The sequence below is a fragment of the Shewanella sp. GXUN23E genome (genome assembly GCF_050865035.1).
Classification (GTDB): domain Bacteria; phylum Pseudomonadota; class Gammaproteobacteria; order Enterobacterales; family Shewanellaceae; genus Shewanella.
Genome location: NZ_JBOZWP010000009.1, coordinates 118,365 through 144,001, shown reverse-complemented (window position 1 = coordinate 144,001; position 25,637 = coordinate 118,365). Strand labels below are relative to the sequence as shown.

The window sequence follows — 25,637 nt, the reverse complement described above, 5'->3', positions numbered from 1 at the left end:
ATCAGGATTTTTTTAAATTGGTTATTTCATCTTCCCACACGATTTTGCCGCCCCGGATGCCATCTACTTTTTCACTGAACAGCTTTTCCAGTACATGACGTTTAATCTTGAGGGTTGGGGTCAGCACATCGTTTTCAATGGTCCAAGGTTCACTGACCACGACCACGGCATCCACGGTTTCGTGGGATTCCAGATGAGGATTGATGCCATCCAGCGTTTGTTTCAATGACGCGCGCACATGTTCCCTCGGCTGCTCACTGGCACCGGCGGACAGCTGCACCAGAGCCACAGGATGGGGCAAACCTGAGCCGATAACGCAGATCAGTTCCACATGGGCATCCTGTGCCAGCATGCGCTCGATAGGTACAGGCGCCACATACTTACCCTTGGCGGTTTTGAAGTTATCTTTCACCCGGCCGGTAATAGTGATGCAGCCATCTTCGTCAATGTTACAAACATCGCCGGTATGGAAGAAACCGTCGGCATCAAAGGCTTCTTCGGTTGCCTCGGGTTGCTGATAATATTCACACATCAGCCCCGGGCTTTTGATCATCAGCTCATCGTTTTCGCTCAGCTTCACCTGACAGCCTTCCACCGGCTTGCCAACTGTGCCTATCTTACTGGCGTCAAAGGGGTAATTGATAATTGAATAAGCACAGTTTTCGGTCATGCCCCAGGCTTCACAAATGTCGATCCCAATGCTGTGATACCAGCTCAGCAATGATGGCGGAATGGGGGCACTGCCAGAGCCGTTCAGGCGGCAATGTTCCAGTCCAAGCCCTTTGTGGATCTTGCGTTTGACCAGAGTGCGCAGCAGCGGGATTTTCAGCAGCAGGTCAAGCTTCTTGGCACTGCCGACCTTGGTGATGATGTTTTTCTGAAACAGGCTCCACAGCCGGGGGACCGAGAAGAATACAGTTGGTCGGCAGCGCTGCACATCGGCCACAAAGGAGTCCAGACTTTCCACAAATGCCACAGATGAGCCGGAATAGAAGGAAGAGCCCTCAATTGCGACCCGCTCGGTAATGTGCGCCAGCGGCAGATAGGACAGCAGTCGGTCTTCACCATGGGTTTTCAAATCCCTTACCACCGCCTGACAGGTCCAGCCATAAGCGGCGAAGGTTTGTACCGCACCTTTGGGCTTGCCGGTGGAGCCTGAGGTGTAGATGATGGTCATCACCTGCTCAGGTGTTGGCAGCGGAGCATCAGTCAGGGCTGCACCCAGAGTCAGCAACTTGTCCCAGCTGTACTGCGCCGGCATGGTGTTATAAGGCATGGCCAGGCGTAAAATTTCACCGCCTACGCCCGGCTCCTGATCTTGCCAATAGTCCAGCTTGCCGACGAATACCGCCTTGGCACCACTGTGCTCAAGTACATATTGAATGGTTTCGGCGTTGGCGGTCGGATAGATGGGGACACTGATATAGCCGCCATGCATCAGCGCCAGATCGGTAATAAACCACTCGGCGCAATTCTTGGAGAGGATGGCAACCTTGTCACCCGGTTGCAAACCCAAATGTCGCAACGCACCGGCAATTTGTTGCATCTGGGATTGAACATCACGCCAGCTGAATTGCTTGTACTGGCCATTGATAGGTTGCTTCAGATAGATGCTGTCTCCCTGGGTGCGTACCCAATGTGCCAACATCTCTACCGGGGTCTTGATTGCAGTTTCCATAATGGGTCTCTTGGGATTTTTATTGTTGTTTTTATTAGGGTTAGCCTGAATATCAGTGTCGCTGAACCAGTATGGCGATTTTTGTGATCGACCGCAAATTTTTGGTCTGACCAGATGGGCTCATTCAGGCGGGAATACAAGGGCAATCATAACTTGTATATACAAGGTTGAGGGTCAGACCTCTGGAGCTTCGCGCATTTTGCTCCACCAGGATTTATCCGCAACTATCTGGCCTTGCTCATTGATTACCGGATAGGGGATACCTTTGCGACGGCAGGCCTTGGCATAGATGGGATGGCCATTTTCAAACAGCATGGTCTGGCAAAAAGTATCATCGAGTTTGCGCTTGCCGTACATGCCGGCCGCCAGTCGTTGCCTTTGGGCTTCATACATCAGCAGGGCGGCTGCCACTGACACATTCAGGGATTGCACCATGCCTACCATGGGTACGGTCACATGAAAATCGGCGCTGTCGGTGGCTTGCTGACTTACACCGACTCTTTCATGCCCGAGCACAAAGGCGGTGGGTTTGGTGTAGTCCAGGGTGCGATAATCTACGGCATCGGCGCTCATGCCTGTAGTGACAATCTGCATGCCCTGCTGTGAAAAATGTTCCAGCGCCTGGTTGATGTGTGGGTATCTGCGCACTTTTACCCACTGTTGACTGCCGGATGCGGTATTGCCTGAGACCCGCATATCATCTTCCGGCCAAACGGCATGTACAAAAGGAATGCCGGCAGCATCGGCAGTGCGTAACACTGCGGCGATATTATTGGTCTTGTGAACCTGATCCAGGCAGAGGGTCAGATCCGGCTGGCGGTTATCCAGCATCTCATTGATGCGGGCAAATCGTTCCGGGCTCATAAGCCATCCTTATCGATATCTTCAGAAAAGCAAAAGGGCGCCAAAGCGCCCTCAGAGAAAGAAAACTGGTTTACAGTTCCATGATGCCGTCCATTTCGACCTGAGCATCTTTTGGCAACTGTTTCACACCTATGGCCGCGCGGGCCGGATAGGGCTGCTGGAAATAGCGCCCCATGACTTCGTTGACCGTCGCAAAGTTGGCCAGATCTGTCATATAGATATTGAGCTTGACGATATCGGCCAGGCTGCCGCCGGCGGCTTCACATACTGCGCTGAGGTTTTCAAATACCTGGACCACCTGGGTTTCGAACTCATCAGAGGCAATAGTCATGCTGAGTGGATCCAGCGGGATTTGCCCGGACAGATATACAGTATCACCTACCCGTACAGCCTGAGAGTAGGTACCTATGGCCGCCGGGGCCTTGTCTGTGGCGATAATGCGCTTGTCTGCCATTGGATATGTTCCTTGTTATCAACGGTTTCGTGAAGTGCGCAGAACTTCCGGCAGCACCCGGATACGGCGCATGACATTCGCCAGATGTACCCGGTCATGGACAGAGATCCGCAGGTTAATCAGATACACCCGACCATCCCGTTCTTCGGTGCTCAGGTTGTGAATATTGGAACCCTCGGAGGCAATAATCGAGGTGATCTTGGCCAGCGCACCCTGGTGATTAACGATTTCAATGCGCAAATTGGCCTGATATTCCGCGCCTTCCACATTATCCCACTGCACCGGAATGTACTTTTCCGGCTCCAGCTGGTAGCCACGAATGTTGGCGCAGTTTTCCATGTGCACCACCAGACCTTTCCCCGGACTGACGTGGGCAATCACGGTATCGCCGGGAATAGGGCGACAACAGTTGGCAAAGGTCACCAGCATGCCTTCGGCGCCACGGATTGGCATCAGGTTCTGCGGCCCCTTGGCCTTGGGCTCGGATTTTCCAAGCAGGCGCTGGGCGATAACCACACTCATGGCGTTGCCCAAACCTATGTCGGACAGCAATTCTTCCAGGGTGTTGTGTTTGGTTTCGGCTACGACTTTGTTGATTTGCTCAGGCGCGATATCTTCCAGTTTCACGCCATCCAGGGCGTGATTCAACAGACGTTTGCCCAAAGATACTGCATCTTTGCTGGTCAGACTTTTGAGCATCTGGCGGATCTTGGAGCGGGCCTTGGCGGTCACCACAAAATTCAGCCAGGCTGCGTTGGGACGGCTGCCCTGAGTGGTCATAATCGCCACTGTCTGACCACTGCGCAGTGGTTTGCTCAGTGGATAGGCCTGATTGTTGACTCTGGCGCCAACACAGGAATTGCCGACGTCGGTATGCACTTCATAGGCGAAGTCCACCGGCGTGGCACCCAGCGGCAGTTCCAGAATACGGCCATCCGGGGTAAATACGTAAATCTCTTCCGGGAACAGCTCGGTTTTGACGTTTTCCACAAACTCATAGGAGTTGGTGGCACTTTGCTGTAACTCCAATAGACTCTGCATCCACTTGCGGGCGCGCACCTGAGTGGTGGTGCCTTCGCTTTGCGGTTCGCCGTTTTTGTATATCCAGTGGGCGGCTACGCCTTTATCTGCCATCTGATCCATATCTTCAGTACGGATCTGGATTTCGATGGGGATACCACGGGGGCCGATCAGTGAGGTATGCAGCGACTGATAACCATTGGCTTTGGGAATGGCAATATAGTCTTTGAAACGCTTGAGTTTGGGCTTGTACAGGCTGTGCATGGCGCCCAGCACCCGGTAACAGGTATCGACATTGTCGACAATAATGCGGAACGCATACAGATCGGCAATTTCGGCGAACGACAGCTCTTTATGGCGCATCTTGTTGTAGATGGAAAAGAGGTTCTTCTCGCGGCCTTTTACGTCTGCGGCAATGCCGTTGTCTTCCAGACGGGTGACAATGGCGTTGTAAATATTGTCGATGATGGCTTTGCGATTGCCCCTGGCGGAACTCAGTGCGCCTTTGAGCGCCCGATATCGCATTGGGTAATAAGCCTGAAAACCCAGGTCTTCCAGCTCATTCTTGATATTATGAATACCCAGACGGTTGGCGATAGGCGCGTAAATTTCCAGCGTTTCTCTGGCAATCCGCCGGCGCTTATCGGGACGCAAGGCGCCCAGCGTCCGCATGTTGTGGGTGCGGTCGGCCAGTTTGATGAGAATGACCCGGATATCCTGAGTCATGGCCATCACCATTTTGCGGAAGTTTTCAGCCTGAGCTTCTTTCTTGTCGCGAAATTTCAGCTTATCCAGTTTGGATACGCCTTCGACCAACTCTGCCACCGAAGCACCAAATAACTCCGCCAGATCCTGGAAGGTGACGTTGGTATCTTCGATGGTGTCGTGCAGCAATGCCGCCATGAGCGTCTCGTGATCGAGACGCATCTCGGCCAGGATGCGGGCTACCGCAACCGGATGGGTAATGTAAGGTTCGCCGCTGGTGCGCATCTGCCCTTCGTGGGCATCTTTTGCGACCTGATAGGCCTGCTTGAGTAAATCAACTTGCTCGGGTTCAAGATACCCGGACGCAGACTCCTTGAGACCTTCAAACAGATACAATCAGCGCTCCTTACTTACAGATGATTACAGTGAACGGCCTTCGGCGATGGCAGTCACAGCAGCCAGTTCAGCAGCTTCACGCTCACGTACGCTCTGGCGCTCGTCGGCATCCAGAGTCTGGGCGTTGACCAGGCCCAGTTCAATTTCACGCAGGGCGATAACAGTAGGCTTATCGTTCTGCTCTTCAACCATAGGGTCTTTACCCTGTACGGCGATTTGGCGAGCGCGACGCGCTGCAACCAGGATCATGTCAAAACGGTTGCCGATTTGCTTAGCGGCGTCTTCAACAGTTACGCGAGCCATGGTTTGAAACTCCAGTATTTTCGGGTGGGAAAAATGACGCAAAATTGTACATGAAGGCAGTTATTCTGCCAACAGATCATTAAGCATACCACTGTGGGTGCGGATCTGACCAGCGGCCGTCAATCGCTGACTGCGAATGATGGTGCGCAGATCATGCAGCGCGGTTTCGAAGTTGTCATTGACTATGATGAAATCGTACTCAGCATAGTGAGACATTTCCGATACCGCCTGTGCCATGCGGCCGGCGATCACCTCTTCACTGTCCTGACCACGACCGGTCAAACGGCTTTCCAGCTCTGCACGGGAAGGAGGCAGAATAAACACGCCAATGGCTTCTGGCATCAGGGATTTCACCTGCTGGGCGCCCTGCCAGTCGATATCCAGAAACACATCAATGCCAGCGGCCAGGGTTTCCTCGATAACGGTGCGGGAGGTGCCATAGTAGTTGCCGAATACTTCGGCCCACTCAAAGAATGCACCTTGCTCAATCAGGGCTTTGAACTCATCGACTGAGACAAAGTGATAGTGCTGGCCATTGACCTCGCCCGGACGGGGCTGACGAGTGGTGTGAGAAACGGACACCTGCATATCTTTCGGCTTGTCTGACAGTAACGCCGAAATCAAAGAGGATTTTCCTGCACCACTGGGGGCAGAAACGATGAACAAATTACCACGCGCGCTCATGAGCCAATATCCGCTATCAAAATTAAAGAATAAATTCAGAATAGCCGGATATTATAACTGGGTGAAAGGTCCCAGTGCCAGAGTTTGACGATCTATTGTTGTTCTCTTGGCAATCAGGGAGGGTCAATGCTCCTTGCCGGTCTTCACTCGGCGCTGACGTCATTCACTCTGCCCGGCCAATCTTTGGCATTGCAGGGCGATTTTCCGTGTTGGCCAACGCGCTTGCTTAGCTGACAGCGACGGGGGAGATGATTTAAGCTGCCAGCAGATTTGGCACTGCCACAGAAATAAGGAGTGATAGTTTGTTCAGGTCGTTGTTTTGTCTGAAAGGGACTGACACCCGTAGTCGTTTTCTTGCCATAGTTGGTGCCTGCTGGACGGTGTTGTTGATCCTGCCCGTGCTGTTTGGTGCATCATTTTTTTCCTTGTTATTCATTCTGCCTGCTGCCGGCGTGATTATGGCCAGTGCGCAGCGGGTGAGCCATCCCGTTGGCTGGCCGGCATTGCTGCTGCCGCTGCTTTACGTTATCAGTGGCGTGCTGGTGGCCATAGCCTGGCCTGTGATGGCCTTGATAACGGCATTGATATCGTTGCTGCCTGCCTGGCTGCTTGGCCGGGCCGGAGTCACCGCATTGCCGGGTGGCACTCAGGGGTATCTGGCACCGGGGCAGCGCATGTCGCCGGGACGCAGACGGCGGGAGCCGGTATTTGGCGAGCAGGATGAGGCGGCCACTTTTGTGGACACTGAGGTGCAGTATTCAACTGCCGATACCGGCGCATCCGAGCCTGCGTTGCGGCAGCGCCCGGCGTCGACCCCGGCTGATATTGTTGGTCAATTGAAGAGGCTTGTCGCCTGCCATCCCAAGCTGCTTCCCGGGCTGCTATTGGTGACTGCGATTCTGGTGGTATTAACTGTGGTGGCAGTGCTATGGCCGACATCGGCGGAGGTTTCAACGCCGCAGGACGCTGAGCCGGCAGTCGAACCAGCTGTGGTCAGAGACGAAGTGAAATTACCTGATGGATTTTCGCTGGCGCTGGTGGATGACAGACTGGTGATGAGCTGGTTGGGTGATAAGGCGCCTGCTGGGGAGCTCTGGTCCCTTGCCACAGCCCGGGGCGATAAGCGCTGCGCAGCATTGACCTTCAACGATGGCAGTGAGTTCCGGCCTGTGGTGGTTAATATGACCGGAGATACCGTTACTGAAGCCTGGTTCTCGCCACTGGATGCCCGCAGTATTGTGCGCAATGTTGCTATGCGCGGCAGTGCCAAACTCTGTGGTTATGAGTTTTCACTGAAGGGCACTCAGTCGCGGCTTGAGGCCAACAAGGCTTTTGCCCAGTATCTGTAAATGCTTTACACTTGCCGCCTTGTAATGGAATGGTGAAAACCTCCCATGAGACAGCCGCCGTTGGCGGCTGTTGTGTTTTGTGTCGGCAAATAATAACGAACATCCAAATGCAGAATTCCGCGAACCTCACCCTGGTGATTATGGCAGCCGGTATGGGCAGCCGTTTCGGTGGCGATAAACAACTGGCGAACCTGGGGCCAAACGGCGAAACCATGTTGGCCCTGTCTCTCAAGTCCGCATACCGGGCCGGTTTTCGCCGTGCCGTACTGGTGATTCGCCCTGAGCTCGAGGCGACACTGACGACTCAGTTGGCCGGGTTACTGCCCGCGGATTTTGCCTGTCATTTTTGCTTCCAGCGACTGGACGACCTGCCAGTGGCCGTTGATATCAGCCATCGTACCAAGCCCTGGGGAACCGCCCATGCGCTGTACGCAGCGCGGCATTTGGTCAAAGGGCCGATGGCGGTGATCAATGCTGACGATTACTATGGTGATTCGGCTTTTGTGGCGCTGGCCGACGGCTTGGCAACGGGGGATGAGTGGCTGATGGTTGCTTACCCTCTGTATCGCACACTGTCGGAGTTTGGCGGGGTCAACCGGGGAGTATGTCAGGTCACTGATGGACGGCTGGAGTCAGTTGTTGAGTGGCTGAACATTCGACAGGAGCAGGGAGTACTGAGCGGCGAGCTTAACGGCCTGCGGCTGAATATCTCCAAAGATGCGCCTGTTTCCATGACCTGCTGGGGCTTCAGAGCCAATATTTTTCCACTGCTGGAGCAGGCCCTGAGCGATTTTGCACGTCATCATGCCGGTCAGGAAAAGTCTGAATGTTTCCTGCCATCTGTGGTGCAGTCGGCCATCGATGCCGGCCAAAAGGTTGCCATCTCAGTGGCTCAGGAAAACTGGCTGGGGGTCACTTATCCCGAAGATGCAGCCTGGGTAAAAGAACAATTAATGGAGTTAGCCGGTGAATGAATTGGTTTGGCAGCAGGTGCTGCCGCACTTTGGCGTCAGCCGTGGCAATGCCAAAGTCATGCCTTTGGGAAATGGCCATATCAATGACACTTTCCTGGTGCGTTCCGAAACCTGTGATTTTGTGCTGCAACGCCTGAACACTCTGGTATTCCCGACGCCCTGGGAGCTGGTGGGTAATGCCGAGCGGATCAGCCGCCATCTGGGCGCCAAACGTATCTCGGGTGAATACCTGTTACAGGTAGTGTCTCCCCATGCCTGTTGCAATGAATCACTGGGTGTTGATCTGGGGGAGGATGGATTCTGGCGTGCGATTGGTTATCTGGCCCACAGCACCAGCATTGAAGTGGTGGAGTCGCCGTTGCAGGCGCAGCTGGCTGCTCATGCGTTTGGTCATTTCGCCCGCAGCCTGAGCGATCTGGATGCCAATCTTATCCATGATGTCATCCCGAAATTCCATTTCCTGCCAGGTCGTATAGAAACGCTCAGGCAGGCCGCCTCGCAGGATTCTTTGGGGCGTTTGGCTCAGTGTAGCGAATGGGTGGATTTCGCGCTGGGACAGACAGGCCTGTTTGATGAACTGCGCGAGCTTGAGCCAAAACTGCCGCTGCGTATTTGTCACAATGACACCAAGATCAACAACATGCTGTTTGATAAGCGGGATATGAGCGCCATGGCGATCATCGATCTCGACACCTGCATGAAAGGGCATCTGATGTATGACTTCGGTGATATGGTGCGCACCTTCTGCTCGCCTGAGGCGGAAGACTCAATTGCGCTGGATAAGGTCGTGGCCCGTCCGGAGATCTTTGGCGCATTGGCCACCGGTTACACCCAGGCCATGGGAGAAGTGCTGACTGATGCCGAGCGGCAGAGTCTGTGGCTGGGTGCCCGCATCATGCCGCTGATGATAGGCGTACGTTTCCTGACAGATCATCTGCAGGGTGACACTTACTTCCATATTCATCGTGAAAACCACAATCTTGAGCGTGCTGCCAATCAGTTCACTCTGTATCAGAGTCTGTTGGATCAACAAGCGACATTAAAGCCCATGCTGGGCTAAGCCTGCTGTGATGAAAAAGCCCCGCAAGTTAAAACCTGCGGGGCTTTGTTATTTTGGCTGAATAGCAGAACTAGTCAGAAAGTTTTCTGAAGATCAGCGAAGTGTTGATGCCGCCGAAGGCAAAGTTGTTGCTCATGATGCAGTCGGTCTGCAGTTCACGGCCTTCGCCGCGGATATAGTCCAGGTCGCCGCAGCGCTCATCGATATTATTCAGATTGAGTGTGGGGTGGAACCAGCCGGTGTGCATCATCTCCAGCGCCAGCCAGGCTTCGACCGCGCCACAGGCACCCAGGGTGTGGCCCAGATAGCTCTTGAGTGAGCTGATAGGCGTGCGATTGCCAAAGATGTTGGCGGTGGCATTGCTTTCGGCAATATCGCCTTTCTCGGTGGCCGTGCCGTGGGCCGACACATAGCCAATGGCGGCCGGCTCGACAGCGGCCTGCCTGAGTGCCATTTCCATACAGATCTGCATGGTTTCCATCTGAGGCTGAGTCACATGGGCCGCGTCACAGTTGCTGGCATAACCGATGATTTCAGCATAGATTTTGGCGCCGCGGGCTTTGGCGTGCTCATACTCTTCCAGTACCAGACTGCCTGCGCCCTCACCAATCACCAGACCGTCTCTGTCGGCATCCCAGGGGCTGGGAGTCGTTTTGGGGGCATCATTTTTCAAACTGGTGGCAAACAGGGTGTCGAACACCGCGGATTCAGTCGGACACAGCTCTTCGGCACCGCCGGCCACCATCACAGTCTGGTACCCGTGTTTGATGGCTTCATAGGCGTAGCCGATGGCCTGACTGCCTGATGTACAGGCGCTGCTGGTGGGGATCACCCGGCCTTTCAGACCAAAAAACAGTCCCACGTTGACCGCCGTGGTGTGCGGCATCATCTGCACATAGGTCGTCGCGGTAATGGCGCTGGTAGTCTTGTCGTTGAGCATCACCCCAAAGGCGCCAATGGCCGGAGTGCTGCCGGTGGAGGAACCATAAGCAATACCGGTTTCACCATTGGTCAGTACCGGATGGCCAAGCAGTCCTGCCTGCGCCAGCGCCTGCTCGGTGGCCAGGGTCGACAGTTGCGATACCCGGCCCATGGAGCGGATTTTCTTGCGGGTATAGTGAGCGGGCAGCTGGAAGTTTTCGATGGGCGCTGCCAACTTGGTATTCAAGCCATCATATTGCTCGTAGCTTTCCATGTAGCGCACGGCGTTTTCACCGGCCCGCAGGCGGGGCTCAATTTCAGCCCAGCTGTTTCCGAAGGCTGTCACGCCTGACATACCGGTTACCACTACACGACGACTCATACCAAACCTCCATTAATGGATATCACCTGACGGGTGACATAGGCTGCCACATCCGACATCAGGTAACTGACCAGACCAGCCACTTCCTGTGGTTCTCCCATACGGCGCAGTGGTACCAACGGCAGCGCGTGTTCTTTGACCTGCTCATCCACCATGCCGGTGTCGATAAGACCGGGAGCCACGCAGTTGACCGTGATTTTTCGCTTGGCCAGCTCCAGCGCCAGTGATTTGCTGGCACCGATTATCCCGGCTTTGGACGCGCTGTAGTTGGTCTGGCCACGATTGCCGGCCATGCCGGAGACAGATGCCAGGGTGACGATGCGGCCACCTTTACGCAGCTGGATCATCGGCATCACGCAGGGATGCAGCACATTGTAAAAACTGTCGAGATTGGTGTGTACCACGCCATCCCACTCTTCACCTGTCATGGCGGGGAAGGCGGTATCTTTGGTCAGCCCGGCATTGCTGACTACGCCATAAAACGCGCCATGCTCGCTAATATGAGCCTCCAGTCTGGCCTTGCACTGCGCCCGATCGCGGATATCAAACTGGATGAGGTTGCCTTTGCCACCAGCGGCTTCAATGCTTGCCAGCGTCTGGGCGGCACCTGCCTGATCACCCATGTAGTGCACTGTGACCTCAAAACCATCCTGCGCCAGTTGGATGGCGATGGCCTGACCTATTCCTTTACTGGCTCCGGTGACCAGCACCCGACGATGATGACTCATGACTTCGCCTCTTTGTGTTGTTGCATGGCTGCGAGTTTCTCTGCACTGGGGACAAACGCGTTGAGCTGACTGACGGCTAGCTGCTGTCCCTGGCTCTCAATCCGGCAGCTGAATACTGCCATGCCATTATCTTCCATCAAGCGCTCTGCCCTGATGTCCAGGATCTGGCCCAGAGCGAAGGCTGACACGTCGCTGTGATATCGGCGACTGCCCAGCAAAAAGCCAATGGGCGGCAGACTGCCGGCCTGCCGGGCACGATAACCCGACCAGGTCGCCACTGTTTGGGCCATCAATTCTATGCCAACCCAGGCGGGGATCGTCTGGCTGTCGTGGTCGAAAAAGGTGTGCGCCTGTGTCACTTCCAGCTGACAGTGCACATGTTCTTCACCCGCGCTCAGTACTTTGTCGATCAGGATCATGGGGGCCTGATGCGGTATCAATTCGGCGACCGGAGGCAGCGGGATTGGAGTGGAAAAATCAGTCATTGGGGTATCCAAATATCAGGCTGATGTTATTGCCGCCAAAGGCAAAGGAGTTGCTGAGAATGACAGGCTTTGCCAGCGGGCAGCTGTCGGTAACCAGTTGAATGTCAGCGATATCGGCGCCAATTTCACCGCTTAGCGCCTGTTTGGGCAGCGGCAACTGATACTGCAGCAGGTGCCAGCAAATGGCGGCTTCCGTGGCGCTGGCGGCGCCCAGGGTATGGCCGGTCAGCGGCTTGGTTGAACTCACCGGGACACGGTTGCCAAACAGGCGGGCGATGGCTTTGGACTCCATGGCATCATTGAGTGCAGTGGCCGTGCCATGGGCATTGATATAACCCACATCAGCCGGTGTCAGCCCGGCATCGGCCAGCGCCTTTTGCATGGCTTCGAGTGCGCCTTTGCCTTCTGGCTCAGGGGCCGAGATATGGTGTGCATCTGAGCTGTCACCTGCGCCCAGCAGTTGCAGCGGGGTGTCACTGTCATCCCGCTCCAGGCTCAGCAGAGTAAAAGCGGCCGCCTCACCGATATTGATGCCGCTGCGCAGCGCCTCGAAGGGGCGGCACAGCTCGCTGGACAGGGCTTCAAGGCCATTAAAGCCATTGAGCGTCAGCTGGCACAGGGTATCGCAGCCGCCAACAATGACCGCATCGGCAAGGCCCGCGCGCAGCAGATTACGGGCTGACAGATAGACCCGGCCGCTGGAAGAACAGGCGGTGGACACAGTATAAGAGGGGCCGCTGACGCCAAATATGTCCGCCACAAAGTCGTTCAGATTGGCCAGCTCCTGCCGGTAATAGTGGTAACCCTCGGGAAACTCATCGTTTTTCAGGTACTGGGTAAAGGCCACTTCACCATCGGCAATGCCGGAGGTGCTGCTGCCAACGACCACGGCGATGCGCTCTGCGCCGTATCTTTGTTTGGCGCGCTCGATAAGCGGCAGCAGTGGCTGCAATGCCGACCAGGCCAGTTGGTTATTGCGGGTGTGATAGTGCGGATTGGCATGCGTTATTTGCGGCAGCACCTCAGTCACCCGGCCCACCACTGTGGATCTGCCATTATTCAGCACAGTACCCGCCGTCATCATGACGGGATTCACTCCGCTGGTCAGACACTGATGAATGCTCTCATGCTGCTGACCCATGGCGGAGTGAAAGCCGCAGCCGTGAATGTAAATGGCGGCGTTAGTGTGACTGTGATGAGTCATGGTCCGCTCCCTGGGAAAGCGTAGTAATGGTGATGGTCAGTCCGAGTGCGTTGTCCCTGAAGCTGATTGGGCCCGCCAGCTTATCGGCAGCGCTGTAATCAATCCGGATCATTGGCAGACCCTCTGGGCTTAGTAATTGTCGGCTCAGTCCCTGCTGCTGCAATTGCCAGCCGGTGCCGGCCAGCGCTTTGTCCCAGGCGGAGATGGGCCAGAGTGTCAGCATCAGATTCAGCGCCACCTGCTCAGGCTTGGGCAGGGTGTCGCCAAGGCCGGGCAATACGGCTGTGGTGATTTGGCCATTCTCATAAGTCAGGCTGAGAATACGGCTGCCCCAGGAGGAAAAGCCCGCCAGTGCCAGCTTTTGTGGGGTGATCTGCAGTTGTACCGGCAAAGTGCGGGTTTGGGCTTTGCCTTCCTGTTGCCAGCTGATGCGGATCAGCTGCGAGGCGCTCAGCGAGCCGCCGTACTCGGCCGGTGAGGGCAGAGTGATACGCACGCCCGGCGCCAGTTCCACCAGATTGTCATTGTCCGGCTGGGGCGACAGGCTGCAACCTGCCAGCCACAGCAGTGGCAACAGGGTCAGCCAGCGAATGGCGGACATAAAACGACTATTGCAGTGGTGCACCGTCACTCCTTGTTGATGTTTTCTCCATGGACATTTTTTCCGTGGATATTTTTTCCATGGGCATTTTTTCCATAGACATTTTCTCCATGGATATAGGTGCCAGGAACCAGGCCACTATGATACCTGTCAGTACCGTGATACCAAAACTGTGGATGGCCATGGTGTTACTCAGTGCCAGCAGGCCAAAGGACAGCAGGGTGGTGGCGGCCGACAGGCTGATCGCCAGCAGGGTACTCTGGCGCGACAGACTGTCATGCTCCCGGCGCCTGCCCTGCTCGGCAAAAAACAGGCTGTAGTCTATGCCGATCCCCAGGATCAGAATAACGGCCAGCAGATTGAACAGATTCAGTGGCAGACCGGTGAGATTGGTCACCGCCAGTCCGGCGATAGCAGCGACCAGGGTCGGCAGCATAATCCACAGCGAGCGCCGGGCGCCAAAACGCAGGGCCAGCAGGGCAAAAATCAGCCCAAACGCCAGCAGCAAAAGTTCGGTGACCCGGACGCGATACTCACCGAACAGGGAGGAAATTTCATCGGCTTTATCCAGCAGGCGAATGCTGCCGGAGTTAGCCGGGGCTTTCGCCTCCCCGGGATTTACCGGGGTGTTTGTCAGGGTGTTGGTAGCATCCGGGTCAGGGATGACCTCAAGCGCTTTGATGGCCTGCACATCCTGGATGCCGCTGAGCAGGATCACGGCGGAATACTGGCCGCTGGCATCCTGCCCCAGCCACAGGAACTTAAGACGCTGGGCTGCCGGTGATGCCAGCAGCTGTGCTGGTGTCAGGGGCGAGAATTGCTCCGGCGCTGTGGGCAGCTGTTTCATGCCCAGACTAGCCGCCAGCTGTGGCCCCTGACTCCGGTACAGCTGGTTAATCAGCGTAAAATTATGCTGCTGACTGGCAATGGAAGGTAAGTAGGTGCCCAGGCTGGTGAAGCTGGCCAGCTGTCCTGTCTGGGTGAGCGGTTGCAGCTGCGCATCCGTGTGCGCCAGTGCCTGCAACAATGCCTGCTCGCTGGCTGCGCTTATCAGCAGCATCTGCTGGGTGCTGCCCATGCCGGTGACCGCTTTGATCTCGGCTTCCTGCGCCTGCAGCGCAGCCGGCAGGGCCTGCAGCTGGCGGATGTCGTCATCATAATGCACATGATACAGCCCCAGTATTGAGATCAGCAGTAAGCCGGTTGGCAGCAGCGCTCTGATCCCGGGACGCTGCCAGAGTGCCAGTGTCTGCGACAGCAGATTAACCAAGGGCAGAGGCGCGTCTTTGACTTTGCTGGCGGCCAGCAGCGGATACCAGCACACCACAGTGAGATAGGCGCCAATCAGGCCAATGGCAGAAAACAGCGCCAGCTGCTGCAGGCCGGGAAAGGGCGCGACCAGCATGCTCAGATACCCCACCAGGCTGGTGACAAGGCCCAGGGTGATGGCGGCAAAGATATGCCTGAGCCCTTTAAGCGGATCCCAGTGGCTGCCGGCGGCCAGTCGGTCGGTCAGATAGTGGAAGGCATAATCGATGGACACGCCAATCAGGCTGGCGCCGAACACCAGACTGAACAGATGCACCTTGCCGAAAATCAGCAGGGTTCCGGCCAGGGCGCACAGCAAACCGCTGCCGATGGACAGCAGTGCCAGCAGCAGTGGCAGCGCGGAGCGGTAGATCAGCAGCAACAGCAGGACTACGCCGAGCAAAGATCCCAAGCCTATGGTGCTGATTTCATCTTTGGCACTCTGGGTACCAAAGGCGGCGTAAAACAGCACGCCTGTGTGCAGCACCTGTGCCTGCTGGCCATCAAAGCGCTGCTGCGCCAGCGAGTGCTCCAGCTGCTCCAATTGCGGCAATTTACTTTGCAATGCAGGCGAGTAGGGCGAGCCGGTCAGTCTGGCGGTGAGCAGCACATAGCTGTGGGTTTTACCCTCGGCATCGGGCTGATTGGCCAGTAGATACCCCTGCTGCATGCGGAATTTGCCCGCCTGTTGCCCCAGTGACTGCAGAAAGTCGCGAAACAGCAAAAACGGGTCATTGCCAAGTTCAGCGGCGGTGACCCCGGAAAACGGATTATATATCGCCTGCACCACCTTTTGGGTCTGTGCCTGTGGCTGGGTTTGCAGCCGCTGTTGCTGCTCTGTGGTCAGCAGATTGGCCTTGTGGGGATAGTAAAGCGAGGCCCAGGCCTGCTGCTCCTGCTCACTTATCTGCCCCTGAATATCGGTCAGCCAGCCAAGTGTGGCCAACTGTTTGCTGAAGGCGCTCGCTGCCTCGATGGCACTGTTGTCCGACGGCGCTTTGATCAGAAACAGCAGCTGATCTTCCATCTGCCCGGCTATCTGCTCAAACGCCCGTTGTGACAGCGGGTCCTGCTGGTTTTGTGGCAGCAGTTTAAGAATATTGGTCTCTATGGGGGAGCTGCCGCCAGCCAGAAACTGTGGCGCGAACTTCCAGCCCAGTACCATTGCTGCCAGCACCATAACGGCCAGCCACACCAGTCCTGCCAGCCACCTTAATACAGGCAGTCTGGGCGCCGTTGGCTGCTTGCTGTCAGAGGGCGAAGACACTGCGCTCATCCTGAGTCAGTTCGCTGGGGTGCGATTGATGCTGGAAGTGGATTTCCGTACTGTCGCCGCGCAGCTCGGATAGCACAAGGGTGTCGAGATCGGCGCCGCCACTCAGGGCTATGCTGGCAAACACCTGGGTCAGCGGCGGATGTTTGGGCGTCAGCAACAGCTGCCAGTGGCTGGCCGTACCGCTGAGCGACACCTCGAACTGCTGCTGCAGTTTTTGGGTATCCCCCTGAAACAGCGATAAAAACAGGTGACTGAAGTAAAACACCATAGGGTTTTCCTCAGCGCTCATGAGTTGCGGGGAGTCATCGCCGAATTGCTGGCTCAGTGTGTCCTGGGTAAGGATCAGTGACACGGGGAATGGCTGAATCTGTTGCCACCAGAGTCCCAGCTCCCGTGACAGCACAAACTGACCACTGGAGCTCAGCGGCTGATTGAACATGGCCATATGCCGCACCTGGGTAAAATCGCCTTTCACCAGCGCGTGGGCCGCCAGTTGCTGCTGCAACTGGCTGAGGTTGAACTCCTGCGCGGCAGTGGACTCTGCTGCTGACTTTGCTCCTGATGTTGCTGTTGGGTCAGCGGCATCAGCATCAGCCGTTGCCCACGCCGGGGCGACAAGCAGCCACAGGGGCAGCAGCAGGCTGATAAGCCATTTAGTCCGTGCCATGTTGGAATGCCTCCAGTTTATCCAGAAATACTCTGGGGGATGCCAGCAGCATTTCTTTGTCCTGCATGCGCACAGCCACCTGCATGGTGTGGGCCTTGGTCATCCGCTCGCCGCTGGTGGCGTCATAAATCACGTAATCCACCCGCATGCGGTTTTCCCATTCGGTCAGGGTGGCGGTCACCCGGATGGAGTGATTAAAGGGCACAGAGCGGATGTACTTCACCCGGGTGTCTATGATGGGCCACAGATAGCCGGAGTCGACCATCTCCAGATAGCTGTAGTGGATCTTTTCCATCATCACCCGGCGGGCTTCCTCGAAGTAGCGGAAGTAGTTGCCGTGATACACCACCCCCATGGGATCGGCATCCTGAAACGAGGTGGTGAGGGTGACTTCGGCGCTCAGCACTCTGGGTTGGGTGGCTTGCTCCATCAGTACAGACTCCAGTGGCGCTGCTCAATACGGGCGATAAAGTGACGCAGATCCGCTTCCAGCGGCCTGTCTTCCACCACTGGGGCGAATTCGGCCAAAACGGCCGCCACCATGGACTTCATCGCTGGACTGAAATGGCCTTCGTTCAGTTCATGGTGACGCTTGCGCAGCACTATGGCCTGGGTGGCGGCCAGCAAACTGGCGGCTGTGACCTGCTCGGTCAGCTCCAGTACCCGCAGGCAGTCGCGGGCGGCGATGGTGCCCATGCTGACTTTGTCCTGATTGTGGCACTCGGTGGAGCGCGAAAACACGCTGGCCGGCATGGTGTGCTTGAGTGCCTCGGCGGTCCAGGCGGATACGCCAATCTGCACCGCCTTGAAGCCGTGGTTAATGGGTTTGCGATCGCCTTCTGCGCCGGTCAGGTTGAAAGGCAGGCCATTGTTGAACTTGTAATCCATCAGCTGGGCCATCTGCCTGTCCAGCAAGTCGGCGATATTGGCGATGGCGGTTTTCAGGGTGTCCATGGCCATGGCAATGTGGCCGCCGTAGAAGTGGCCGCCGTGCAATACCCGCTCATTTTCGCCGTCGATAATCGGATTGTCGTTGGCGCTGTTCAGCTCATTTTCAATCAGCTGGCGCAGCCATGGCAGGCTGTCCTGCAGCACACCTATCACATGGGGAGCACAGCGCAGGGAATATCTGTCCTGCAGGCGATCGCTGTTGCGCGGTGGCCTGTCGGCCTGCAGATCGGCGCGCAGCCAGGCGGCGATCTGCTGCTGTCCTGGATGGGGCTTAACGGCAAACAGCGCTTCATCGAAATGGAAGTCATTGCCCTGCATACCCAGAGTCACCATGGCGGTAATGCGCGTCGCCAGCTGCGCCAGATATTCGGCGCGCTTGTAGGCGATACAGGCCAGCGCCGTCATCACAGAAGTGCCGTTCATCAGTGCCAGTCCCTCTTTGGGGCGCAGCACTATCGGGGCGATATTCAGCTCGGCAAATACCTCTGCGGTGGGGCGGTACTCACCCTTGTGCAGCACTTCGCGCTCACCAATCAACGCGGCCGCCACGTAGGACAACGGAGTCAGATCGCCACTGGCGCCGACCGAGCCCTCCTGCGGAATGCGCGGGGTAATATCCTGATTGATCAGGGTTACCAGTTGCTCCAGCAGCTCCATGCTGACGCCGGACATGCCCTGACTGAGGGAACACAGGCGGGTCGCCAGCACGGCTCTGGCTTGCTCACGGGACAGGTTTTTGCCCAGCCCGCAACCGTGAAAGCGGGTCAGGTGCAGTGGCAGGGTGGGCACCAGCTCGGGGGGAATACCAACCGTGCAGGAGTCACCATAGCCTGTGGTCACGCCATAGATAACCCCGTCTTCCTTAAGCAGGCGATCGAGAAACGCCACGCCGCGGTTAATCCGTCCGACAAAGCTGTCGTTGTGGTTTAACTCGGCGCCTGCGCCCTCACTGATGGCCACCACATCTTCGATAGTGAGGCGGTTTTCACCAAATAGAATACGGGTATTACTTGTCATGGTGTTGTCCAGTTAACTGCCAGAAATTGTAAAAGTTGTACCACTGCAATGGTGCCTTGAGGGTGTAGTGCTCCAGCCGGTGGGCATAGTCGCTGACCACCTCGGCCAGCGCCTGCTCCCTGTCTTGGCGGGGCAATATCAAGGGCTCCCTGAAGGGCTCGATATGTACGTGGAAATGGGGCTGGCTGCTGTTGTCATCCCGCAGGCCAAACAGCAGAAACACCGGCGCCCGGAGCGCCGATGCCAGTAAAAAAGGTCCCTGTGGGAACGGTGCCGGCTGGCCCAGAAAATCGGCCCACACCACCCGCTCTTCCTGGGTGGCCGAGGTGCGATCGCCGACAATCACCACGCATTCGCCGTCATCCAGCTTTTGCTTGAGCAAAATCGCGGTGGCAGGGCCCAGACTGTTGACCTGAATGAGATTCACACCCGCATCCGGGTTGATGGCCTGCATCACCTTGTTGAACTGCTCGGCATGCTGGGTGAATACCAGCGCATTTATCCTGATATCGGTATTTTGCCGCGACAGTGCCCGGCACAGCTCCAGATTGCCCAGGTGAGAGCCCAGCAGCAGCATGCCCTGTTTGCCCGCCGCCAGCCGCTCGAAATGCGCCTGACCATGCACGGTCAGATTGGCAGGGGTAAAGTCGCCCTGCCAGGCGGCCAGCTTATCCAGCATAGTTTCACCGAAGGATAACTGGTGGCGATAACTGCTGAGGTTTGCCGGCAGTTGAATGTCCCGCGCGCTGGCGTATTGACGCAGGCGATATAAAAAATCTTCGGATGCCGCGCGGGCCTGTTTGCCGGTCAGGTGGTAGTAACCGATCACCGGTCTGAGCATCAGACTGAATGCCCGTCTGCCCAGCAGGCGGTAGATCCACAGCAGGGATTTGATGCCCAGTATGGTGCCGCGCTCTTTGGTGCCGGACCAATGGGTTTGGGTGTTTGCCTGCGGCTGGCTGCTGGTGGTGTTATTGGCGTGCCTGAGTTTGCGGGCCAGCAGTGTGGGAATACGCGGCAGCATGCCGAAAAACAGCCGGGTGTGCATGGCGCTGATCTTGACGTTGTCCCGCAGCGCATCGAAGTGGGAGATGCCGCCTTCAGGGTAAATAACTCTGGTGGGGATAAAGCGGATATCGGCACCGGCCCAGTAGCTGCGCACCAGAATTTCGATATCAAAATCCATGCGTTTGCCCAGATGGCAGCTATCGAGCAGCGCCACCGTCGAGGCCAGTGGATAGGCGCGAAAGCCACACATGCTGTCTTTAATGTCCAGCGACAGGGTTTCTATCCACACCCAGATATGGGTGGCATAGCGACCATAAAGCCGGGATTTGGGTATCGACTCATCATAAACCGGCTGGCCGGAGATCAGGCTTTGCGGATAGTCGGCGGCCATCTGCAGCAATCCGGGCACGGACGCAAGATCATGTTGGCCATCGGCATCGATCTGAATTGCGTGACTGAAGCCCAGCGCCTGCGCCTGCCGAAGCCCCGCCATCACCGCGCCGCCTTTGCCCTGATTGTGTTGCAGCCGCAGCAGGTGGACATCATCCGACTCTGCCAGTTTGTCCAGGGCGATGCGGGTGGCCGCTTCACTGCCATCATCCACCACCACCAGTGGCAGCTTAAACGGGCGCAGTGAAGCCACTACACCGGCGACTGTGCTGCCGTGGTTATAACAGGGGATCACAAAGCAGGGGCGGAAATCCGTCATGCATCAGGCTCCAGTTTAATGCGTCCTGAAGAGTGCACGCCTTTGGGTGAACTGTAGCTGAAGGTCAGTTTGTTTTTGTCCGCCAGCCAGTTCAGTTCCAGCGTGACCCGCATGTCCGGCTCTATAGGTTCCTGAAACTTAATCACTTCCATGCCGCTGAATCGGGTCGGTGTAGCCAGCAGCTGACGGGCAAAGCGAATCGCCCAATCGATTTGGGTGACGCCGGGCAGCAGGGCAAACTGGGCAAAGTGTCCCTGAAAATCTGTCAGTGACGCCCCGGGCTGCAGTTCAACCCGGGCGCTGTGGCCTGTGACTTGTGTGGTCAGGGGCGTGGGAAGGACTCTGGCCATGTTATTGTTTCTCTTGTTGTTGGTCTTCAGTCTCAGCGGTAAACAGCTGATACAGCATCTGATATTGGCGCTTGCCCTGACTGTTCACCGGGATCTCGTCCAGCATGCGCAAACGTCGCGGGATCCCCACAGGCTCAAGATAATGTCTCAGCGCGCTGCGCAATGCCAGTTTGAACTTGCCTTTACCCAGGCGATTCAGTTCGGTTTTTCCTTTGTCGCTCAGGCAGATCACTGCAGCCACCGACAGACGCTGACCATCATCCAGTGGCAGCGCGACCGCATCATCGAGCCAATCGAGCTGGCACAGATAGCGCTCTACCTCGACCAGTGAAATCCTCTTTTCCTCGATTTTTACTATCCGATCGCTGCGCCCCTGCAATGAAAAATGCTGCTCATCGAGCATGTCGGCGCAGTCGCTGGTGCGATACCAGCCATCAAGGCAATCATCCGGGTGAACAAAGGCTGATTTAAGCAGGATGCAGCCATCGGCCGTCAGGGTCATGGCGTGATCCGGGAACAAACGCCAGGGAGTCTGTTCACTGTACTGCTGGCGGTAGGCAATACCACCGGTTTCGGTGGAGCCGAAAATTTCGAGCGGCAGCTGTCCAAACAGGGCCAGACAATCGGCGGCGGCCTGCGATGGCAGTGGGCCGCCGGAGGAAAACAGCTGGCGGTATGGCAAGCCGGCGGTTTCATTGCCCAGCCGTTTGAGCAGCGCCGGGCTGCTGATGAGGCAATTGTCCGGGGTGGCTGCTGCCATCACCTGTTCCGGGTAGGTGAGATCGTGGCGGGCGAATGGCATGCCTGCGCACAGCGGCCAGAGAATACGAAACAGCAGGCCGTAAATATGCTGGTGCGACACAGTGCTGACAATACTGCAACCTGTGAGTGCAGCTCCCCACTGCCGCTGCAGTCCCTGAATTTCCGCCTGCAACAGGCCCAGGTGTTTGCGAATGGCTTTGGGGGTGCCGCTGGAGCCGGAGGTAAAGAGTGTCAGGCTGATCTGTTCAGGCATCAGCGAGGTCAGGGGAGCCAGGGTATTACCCAGATGATCCGGCAGCTGTATCACAGATCCGCAGAGCTGTGAGGCTATATCGGTGGCAGCGTCGGTCAGCAGCGCATCAAAATGCGGCTGCAGCGCGGCCAGTGCGCCGGCCTGGTAATTGCCGGGCAGCACCAGTTGTTTGCCACTGTGACAGGCGGCCATAAAGGCCACGGCAAACCAGTAGCTGTCATCAAAGCACAGCGCCCAGCGTGACGCCTTGCAACGGCGCAGCTCTGAGGTCAGGCTGGCCACATCCTGTGTAAACCGGGCGCCATGGATGGGCTGTTCGCCGCCAAAGGCAACGGTGACATCTGCGGCCAGCGCCATGGGGATGTCTGCCAGCGGCAGGCATGCCTGCGGGGTTATTGTGTCTTTTTTGCCCATTGGCGTACCAACAACTCACAGATAAACAAGGTGCCTGCCAGCAGGTAGCTGAGCAGACCATTGTAGAGGGTCCAGATATGCAGGGGCATGAAGCAGGTGGCCAGCGCAATGCTGCCGTTCACGGCAAAAAAGCCGCACCACAGCAGGGTCACCTTGCGGGTGTAGCGTACGCCACTGGGGGGCAGATCCGGCTCCTGTAAACGGGCCAGTCGTTCGATAATGGTTTGCTTCTGCCACAGGCTGGTGGCAAACAGCGCCAGCATCAGCAGATTGACGACCACAGGATAGAAGGTCAGCCAGGCCTGTTTTTGAAACAGGTAACCAAGCCCGGCCAGCAGCAATCCGGCACCGCCGCTTATCCAGGCGAGGGTCCTGAGTTCTGCCAGTTTAGCCTGTTTGGCCGCGACAATACGCAGCAGAAAAATTCCCGCCATCAGCGCCGCAATGATGCCGATATCGAAGTGCTGCAGGCCAAAATAAACCGCCAGTGGGTAGGCCAGCAACACCAGTGCCGACACCAGCGTCAGCCAGGACATCAGTCTGCCTGCATCAGGCCGATCAGGGCATCGACGATATCATCGACGGTGCGCACAGACTTGAAGTCTTCAGGTTTGATTTTTTTACCGGTCTGATTCTGCAGATGTACCACCAGATCCACCGCATCAATACTGTCCAGATCCAGCTCCTGATAGAGTTGTGCGTCAGGCGTTACATCAGCTGCATCCAGTTCAAACAGCTCCACCAGGGTGGCCTGAACCTGCTCAAAAATTGCTTGTCTGTTAATGTCAGTCATCTTATTTGCTTTTTATTATGCTTGGTTTGCTGTGATGTATTTGGCTAGGCTGGCAACAGAGGCAAAGTGTTCGCGGGTCTTGGTGTCATCCGCATCAATCACAATGTTGTACTGCTTTTTCAGAGCCAGCCCAAGTTCCAGCGCATCGATGGAATCCAGTCCCAGACCATCGCCAAACAGTGGCGCGTCGGTGTCGATATCCTCTGGGCGGATATCTTCCAGATTCAGGGCTTCAATAATCAATACTTTGATGTCGTTATGTAATGTTTCCACTATGTCCTGCTTTTTTACGTAGTAGGTTAACTTTAATGCTCGGGCGCGGGGAACAGCACATGAGCTAAGTGACGATTCAGATTCCTGGCCGCTGCGGCCTGAGAATCTGCTGTCAGAAAATCACTGACAGGGATTTTACCTTTAACTTCCACCTTAAAAAACGGCTTACTGTCCGGAACCTGATACCACATCTTTTCTTTGGTTAAAAAGCTTGGTGTAACAGTAATATGCACCACTCGCATATCGGTTTGGGTGCGCACTGCAATTTGCGCCGCGCCCCGTTGCAGTTGCGATGGCTGCCCTGGCGTGGTGCGGGTGCCCTCGGGGAAAACGAGCAATACATTGCCATCTTTCAGTCTTTCACTGCAATCATTGAACAGCGAATCCGGCGCCTGATTGGGTATGTAACCGGCGGCTTTGACTATGCCTTTGATAAAGGGGTTGTGCCAGATAGCGGCTTTGACCAGACAGTCACACTGGGGCAGGCAGGAGGCGATCAGCACATAGTCAATCAGACTGGGATGATTGGCGACAATAATGCAGTTTCTGTCCTGCCTGAGCTGCTCGGCGCCGATGATACGGTAATCGATGCAGCCGGTGAACTTCATGGTGCGGCAGAAAAAGTTGAAGGTTTTCTGAATGATGCTCTGCACCTTCAGTTCCCGCGCGGTGTTATCTTTGATGGAGCGGGTCAGCAGGGGGAAGGCAATAAAGGTAAGACACAGTCCTCCCACGCCAAACAGGGCAAAGCAAAAACCGGTCGCCATAATGCGACGCAGCTTGTCCAGCCTTTGCATTATGCTCAGCTTGCCTGCCATCAGCGTTGCCACCGCCAGCTATGTCTGCGGCCATTGACAGTCCAGTCTGACAGTTGCTGACTCAAACCATGAATGACAGTCAATGCCTGCGGACGAGGATCCAGTGTCGTGGCGGCCAGCCGCGTGATCTGAATGTCATCACCGGCACTGAGCACCATTCCCAGGGCGTATCCCTGATGTGGCTGATTCTCGAACCTGTCATAGGGAGCCGGCATGGGCTCGTCAAAATCCACCAGTAATACAGTGTGCTGTGGATGACAGGCGAGGTAGGCCGCCGCTTCAATCAAACCGGCATGCAGCGAGTCCTCACCGGCACTGACCGAGGTGACCGGAACTGCGTGTCCGGCAGCGATGGTATACAGCCCTGAGGCGGTGTTGTGCACCGACTGAGAGAAGGCCATGGGAGAGGCGTCTTCGCCTTTGAGTATGGCCTCAACCAGCAATACGGTGCGGGGCAGTTCACTGTGACGACTGCTGAATACCACAAAATCAGGACGCAACCCGCGGGTCAGGCTCAGCGCAGTTTGTACTGCCATTTTGCTCAGACTGCTCATACGCCGGCGCATCATGGGAGGAATAAGATCGCTGGGTGGCGGGATGGCATCCGTGGGTTCCTGCAGCCAGTCTTGCTGATTGGCTTTGCCTGGAGCCAGTGCGTGCCAATTTTTTATACAGAATTGAATCTTGCTCATAGTTTACGACAGCGATGGGGTATCGATCCTTGCCAATAACAAAACTGCGGGTATTGTTAGTCAGTCGTTAGAACTGCAAAGAATATATGATTTTTAGGCTGTGACACAATTTTATCAACGTAGTTTGCATCTGAATCAGGAGGATTTATGAAGATGATCAAGTTGATAACCGTTGCCCTTATGCTCACGTCAGTCGTGGCGTGCGGCAAGATGCAACCGGTTAAAAATGTCCAATCAGCACCCGTTGCCTTCAATCTCACCACGGAACAGGTAAAATCGGCAATTTTACAGTCGGGTATTGACCGTGGCTGGGTGATGAAAGAGATAACACCCGGAGTGATTCGGGGTGAGATTTTCATCCGTTCCCATCATGCCGTGGTCGACATTGAATACAGCGATAAAAGCTATTCCATCAATTATGTGAGCTCCGACAATCTGAAATACGACGAAGGTAAAATCCATCGGAATTATAATCGTTGGGTCAATAATCTGGATGTCGATATCAAGCGTGCGCTGGCAAAGATCGCCCTGTAGGCTT

Annotated in this window: 27 protein-coding genes; 4 read left to right on the top strand and 23 right to left on the bottom strand. The window is 56.1% G+C overall.

Annotated elements, in window-relative coordinates; translation table 11 throughout:
* Nucleotide 1 precedes the first annotated feature (1 nt).
* The 6 genes from ACRRUX_RS10395 to gmk form a co-directional block, all read right to left on the bottom strand.
* Entirely contained in the window at nt 2–1,678 is a 1,677-nt protein-coding gene (locus tag ACRRUX_RS10395; protein WP_432529922.1) for an AMP-binding protein, read from the bottom strand.
* A 174-nt stretch (nt 1,679–1,852) separates the two neighbouring features.
* Nucleotides 1,853–2,542: a tRNA (guanosine(18)-2'-O)-methyltransferase TrmH gene (gene trmH, locus ACRRUX_RS10390; protein ID WP_432529920.1), complete on the bottom strand. Its 690-nt coding sequence runs from the start codon at nt 2,540–2,542 to the stop codon at nt 1,853–1,855.
* Nucleotides 2,543–2,612: 70 nt separating this feature from the next.
* On the bottom strand, nt 2,613–2,996 hold the full coding sequence (locus tag ACRRUX_RS10385; protein WP_432529918.1) for a RidA family protein: 384 nt from the start codon (nt 2,994–2,996) through the stop codon (nt 2,613–2,615).
* A gap of 18 nt (nt 2,997–3,014) precedes the next feature.
* The gene (gene spoT / locus ACRRUX_RS10380) at nt 3,015–5,117 is read right to left on the bottom strand and encodes a bifunctional GTP diphosphokinase/guanosine-3',5'-bis pyrophosphate 3'-pyrophosphohydrolase (RefSeq protein WP_432529916.1); all 2,103 of its coding nucleotides are present in this window, start codon (nt 5,115–5,117) and stop codon (nt 3,015–3,017) included.
* A gap of 24 nt (nt 5,118–5,141) precedes the next feature.
* Nucleotides 5,142–5,420, bottom strand: a complete 279-nt coding sequence (gene rpoZ / locus ACRRUX_RS10375) for a DNA-directed RNA polymerase subunit omega (protein WP_115138876.1) — start codon at nt 5,418–5,420, stop codon at nt 5,142–5,144.
* Between the two features lie 60 nt (nt 5,421–5,480).
* Nucleotides 5,481–6,104 carry a guanylate kinase gene (gene gmk / locus ACRRUX_RS10370; RefSeq protein WP_432529914.1) on the bottom strand — a complete coding sequence of 208 codons (624 nt, stop codon included), beginning with the start codon at nt 6,102–6,104 and terminating at the stop codon, nt 5,481–5,483.
* A 302-nt stretch (nt 6,105–6,406) separates the two neighbouring features.
* On the opposite strand from gmk, the gene ACRRUX_RS10365 reads away from it, so the two are divergent.
* The 3 genes from ACRRUX_RS10365 to ACRRUX_RS10355 all read left to right on the top strand — a co-directional run bounded on the left by ACRRUX_RS10365 (nt 6,407) and on the right by ACRRUX_RS10355 (nt 9,487).
* Nucleotides 6,407–7,453, top strand: coding sequence for a hypothetical protein (locus ACRRUX_RS10365; protein ID WP_432529911.1), 1,047 nt, complete (start codon nt 6,407–6,409; stop codon nt 7,451–7,453).
* Between the two features lie 107 nt (nt 7,454–7,560).
* Nucleotides 7,561–8,427 (top strand): nucleotidyltransferase family protein, encoded by an 867-nt coding sequence (locus ACRRUX_RS10360; RefSeq protein WP_432529909.1) that lies wholly within the window; start codon nt 7,561–7,563, stop codon nt 8,425–8,427.
* Nucleotides 8,420–9,487, top strand: a complete 1,068-nt coding sequence (locus ACRRUX_RS10355; RefSeq protein WP_432529907.1) for an aminoglycoside phosphotransferase family protein — start codon at nt 8,420–8,422, stop codon at nt 9,485–9,487. The genes ACRRUX_RS10360 and ACRRUX_RS10355 overlap by 8 nt, the downstream gene beginning before the upstream one ends.
* Nucleotides 9,488–9,557: 70 nt before the next feature.
* Here ACRRUX_RS10355 and ACRRUX_RS10350 read toward each other — a convergent pair whose 3' ends face one another.
* From ACRRUX_RS10350 to ACRRUX_RS10270, 17 genes are read right to left on the bottom strand one after another with little or no spacing between them, the layout of a single operon-like run.
* Nucleotides 9,558–10,790: a beta-ketoacyl-ACP synthase gene (locus ACRRUX_RS10350; protein WP_432529905.1), complete on the bottom strand. Its 1,233-nt coding sequence runs from the start codon at nt 10,788–10,790 to the stop codon at nt 9,558–9,560.
* Entirely contained in the window at nt 10,787–11,518 is a 732-nt protein-coding gene (locus ACRRUX_RS10345; protein ID WP_432529903.1) for a 3-ketoacyl-ACP reductase FabG2, read from the bottom strand. The genes ACRRUX_RS10350 and ACRRUX_RS10345 overlap by 4 nt, the downstream gene beginning before the upstream one ends.
* Nucleotides 11,515–12,003, bottom strand: a complete 489-nt coding sequence (locus ACRRUX_RS10340) for a hotdog family protein (protein ID WP_432529901.1) — start codon at nt 12,001–12,003, stop codon at nt 11,515–11,517. The genes ACRRUX_RS10345 and ACRRUX_RS10340 overlap by 4 nt, the downstream gene beginning before the upstream one ends.
* Entirely contained in the window at nt 11,996–13,207 is a 1,212-nt protein-coding gene (locus ACRRUX_RS10335) for a beta-ketoacyl-[acyl-carrier-protein] synthase family protein (RefSeq protein ID WP_432529899.1), read from the bottom strand. Before ACRRUX_RS10335 ends, ACRRUX_RS10340 begins: the two co-directional genes overlap by 8 nt.
* Nucleotides 13,185–13,832: a DUF3261 domain-containing protein gene (locus ACRRUX_RS10330; protein ID WP_432529897.1), complete on the bottom strand. Its 648-nt coding sequence runs from the start codon at nt 13,830–13,832 to the stop codon at nt 13,185–13,187. The genes ACRRUX_RS10335 and ACRRUX_RS10330 overlap by 23 nt, the downstream gene beginning before the upstream one ends.
* Nucleotides 13,816–16,383, bottom strand: a complete 2,568-nt coding sequence (locus ACRRUX_RS10325; RefSeq protein WP_432529895.1) for an MMPL family transporter — start codon at nt 16,381–16,383, stop codon at nt 13,816–13,818. The genes ACRRUX_RS10330 and ACRRUX_RS10325 overlap by 17 nt, the downstream gene beginning before the upstream one ends.
* The gene (locus ACRRUX_RS10320) at nt 16,367–17,059 is read right to left on the bottom strand and encodes an outer membrane lipoprotein carrier protein LolA (RefSeq protein ID WP_432529893.1); all 693 of its coding nucleotides are present in this window, start codon (nt 17,057–17,059) and stop codon (nt 16,367–16,369) included. The genes ACRRUX_RS10325 and ACRRUX_RS10320 overlap by 17 nt, the downstream gene beginning before the upstream one ends.
* Nucleotides 17,046–17,489, bottom strand: a complete 444-nt coding sequence (locus ACRRUX_RS10315) for an acyl-CoA thioesterase (protein ID WP_432529891.1) — start codon at nt 17,487–17,489, stop codon at nt 17,046–17,048. The genes ACRRUX_RS10320 and ACRRUX_RS10315 overlap by 14 nt, the downstream gene beginning before the upstream one ends.
* The gene (locus ACRRUX_RS10310) at nt 17,489–19,027 is read right to left on the bottom strand and encodes an HAL/PAL/TAL family ammonia-lyase (RefSeq protein ID WP_432529889.1); all 1,539 of its coding nucleotides are present in this window, start codon (nt 19,025–19,027) and stop codon (nt 17,489–17,491) included. Before ACRRUX_RS10310 ends, ACRRUX_RS10315 begins: the two co-directional genes overlap by 1 nt.
* Entirely contained in the window at nt 19,017–20,744 is a 1,728-nt protein-coding gene (locus ACRRUX_RS10305; protein WP_432529887.1) for a glycosyltransferase family 2 protein, read from the bottom strand. Before ACRRUX_RS10305 ends, ACRRUX_RS10310 begins: the two co-directional genes overlap by 11 nt.
* Nucleotides 20,741–21,094: a 3-hydroxyacyl-ACP dehydratase gene (locus tag ACRRUX_RS10300; protein ID WP_432529885.1), complete on the bottom strand. Its 354-nt coding sequence runs from the start codon at nt 21,092–21,094 to the stop codon at nt 20,741–20,743. The genes ACRRUX_RS10305 and ACRRUX_RS10300 overlap by 4 nt, the downstream gene beginning before the upstream one ends.
* 1 nt (nt 21,095) lies before the next feature.
* Nucleotides 21,096–22,523, bottom strand: coding sequence for an AMP-binding protein (locus tag ACRRUX_RS10295; protein ID WP_432529883.1), 1,428 nt, complete (start codon nt 22,521–22,523; stop codon nt 21,096–21,098).
* Complete coding sequence (locus ACRRUX_RS10290; protein WP_432529881.1) at nt 22,502–23,059, bottom strand: septation protein IspZ; 558 nt, start codon at nt 23,057–23,059, stop codon at nt 22,502–22,504. The genes ACRRUX_RS10295 and ACRRUX_RS10290 overlap by 22 nt, the downstream gene beginning before the upstream one ends.
* The gene (locus ACRRUX_RS10285; RefSeq protein WP_432529879.1) at nt 23,059–23,316 is read right to left on the bottom strand and encodes an acyl carrier protein; all 258 of its coding nucleotides are present in this window, start codon (nt 23,314–23,316) and stop codon (nt 23,059–23,061) included. Before ACRRUX_RS10285 ends, ACRRUX_RS10290 begins: the two co-directional genes overlap by 1 nt.
* Before the next feature lie 15 nt (nt 23,317–23,331).
* Nucleotides 23,332–23,589 carry a phosphopantetheine-binding protein gene (locus tag ACRRUX_RS10280; protein ID WP_432529877.1) on the bottom strand — a complete coding sequence of 86 codons (258 nt, stop codon included), beginning with the start codon at nt 23,587–23,589 and terminating at the stop codon, nt 23,332–23,334.
* 32 nt (nt 23,590–23,621) lie between these two features.
* Nucleotides 23,622–24,386: a lysophospholipid acyltransferase family protein gene (locus ACRRUX_RS10275; RefSeq protein ID WP_432529875.1), complete on the bottom strand. Its 765-nt coding sequence runs from the start codon at nt 24,384–24,386 to the stop codon at nt 23,622–23,624.
* A 20-nt stretch (nt 24,387–24,406) separates the two neighbouring features.
* Nucleotides 24,407–25,099, bottom strand: a complete 693-nt coding sequence (locus tag ACRRUX_RS10270) for a beta-ketoacyl synthase chain length factor (RefSeq protein ID WP_432529873.1) — start codon at nt 25,097–25,099, stop codon at nt 24,407–24,409.
* A gap of 147 nt (nt 25,100–25,246) precedes the next feature.
* On the opposite strand from ACRRUX_RS10270, the gene ACRRUX_RS10265 reads away from it, so the two are divergent.
* Nucleotides 25,247–25,633: a hypothetical protein gene (locus ACRRUX_RS10265; protein WP_432529871.1), complete on the top strand. Its 387-nt coding sequence runs from the start codon at nt 25,247–25,249 to the stop codon at nt 25,631–25,633.
* The last annotated feature ends 4 nt before the right edge of the window (nt 25,634–25,637 follow it).

Bases quoted from the DNA above. Each gene is read 5' to 3' on its own strand.
- ACRRUX_RS10340 (WP_432529901.1), bottom strand. From the start codon at position 12,003: ATGACTGATTTTTCCACTCCAATCCCGCTGCCTCCGGTCGCCGAATTG.
- ACRRUX_RS10295 (WP_432529883.1), bottom strand. From the start codon at position 22,523: ATGGGCAAAAAAGACACAATAACCCCGCAGGCATGCCTGCCGCTGGCA.
- ACRRUX_RS10350 (WP_432529905.1), bottom strand. From the start codon at position 10,790: ATGAGTCGTCGTGTAGTGGTAACCGGTATGTCAGGCGTGACAGCCTTC.
- ACRRUX_RS10345 (WP_432529903.1), bottom strand. From the start codon at position 11,518: ATGAGTCATCATCGTCGGGTGCTGGTCACCGGAGCCAGTAAAGGAATA.
- rpoZ (WP_115138876.1), bottom strand. From the start codon at position 5,420: ATGGCTCGCGTAACTGTTGAAGACGCCGCTAAGCAAATCGGCAACCGT.
- gmk (WP_432529914.1), bottom strand. From the start codon at position 6,104: ATGAGCGCGCGTGGTAATTTGTTCATCGTTTCTGCCCCCAGTGGTGCA.
- ACRRUX_RS10315 (WP_432529891.1), bottom strand. From the start codon at position 17,489: ATGGAGCAAGCCACCCAACCCAGAGTGCTGAGCGCCGAAGTCACCCTC.
- ACRRUX_RS10285 (WP_432529879.1), bottom strand. From the start codon at position 23,316: ATGACTGACATTAACAGACAAGCAATTTTTGAGCAGGTTCAGGCCACC.
- ACRRUX_RS10335 (WP_432529899.1), bottom strand. From the start codon at position 13,207: ATGACTCATCACAGTCACACTAACGCCGCCATTTACATTCACGGCTGC.
- ACRRUX_RS10305 (WP_432529887.1), bottom strand. From the start codon at position 20,744: ATGACGGATTTCCGCCCCTGCTTTGTGATCCCCTGTTATAACCACGGC.
- ACRRUX_RS10395 (WP_432529922.1), bottom strand. From the start codon at position 1,678: ATGGAAACTGCAATCAAGACCCCGGTAGAGATGTTGGCACATTGGGTA.
- trmH (WP_432529920.1), bottom strand. From the start codon at position 2,542: ATGAGCCCGGAACGATTTGCCCGCATCAATGAGATGCTGGATAACCGC.
- ACRRUX_RS10385 (WP_432529918.1), bottom strand. From the start codon at position 2,996: ATGGCAGACAAGCGCATTATCGCCACAGACAAGGCCCCGGCGGCCATA.
- ACRRUX_RS10300 (WP_432529885.1), bottom strand. From the start codon at position 21,094: ATGGCCAGAGTCCTTCCCACGCCCCTGACCACACAAGTCACAGGCCAC.
- ACRRUX_RS10265 (WP_432529871.1), top strand. From the start codon at position 25,247: ATGAAGATGATCAAGTTGATAACCGTTGCCCTTATGCTCACGTCAGTC.
- ACRRUX_RS10320 (WP_432529893.1), bottom strand. From the start codon at position 17,059: ATGGCACGGACTAAATGGCTTATCAGCCTGCTGCTGCCCCTGTGGCTG.
- ACRRUX_RS10275 (WP_432529875.1), bottom strand. From the start codon at position 24,386: ATGCAAAGGCTGGACAAGCTGCGTCGCATTATGGCGACCGGTTTTTGC.
- ACRRUX_RS10360 (WP_432529909.1), top strand. From the start codon at position 7,561: ATGCAGAATTCCGCGAACCTCACCCTGGTGATTATGGCAGCCGGTATG.
- ACRRUX_RS10290 (WP_432529881.1), bottom strand. From the start codon at position 23,059: ATGTCCTGGCTGACGCTGGTGTCGGCACTGGTGTTGCTGGCCTACCCA.
- ACRRUX_RS10270 (WP_432529873.1), bottom strand. From the start codon at position 25,099: ATGAGCAAGATTCAATTCTGTATAAAAAATTGGCACGCACTGGCTCCA.
- ACRRUX_RS10310 (WP_432529889.1), bottom strand. From the start codon at position 19,027: ATGACAAGTAATACCCGTATTCTATTTGGTGAAAACCGCCTCACTATC.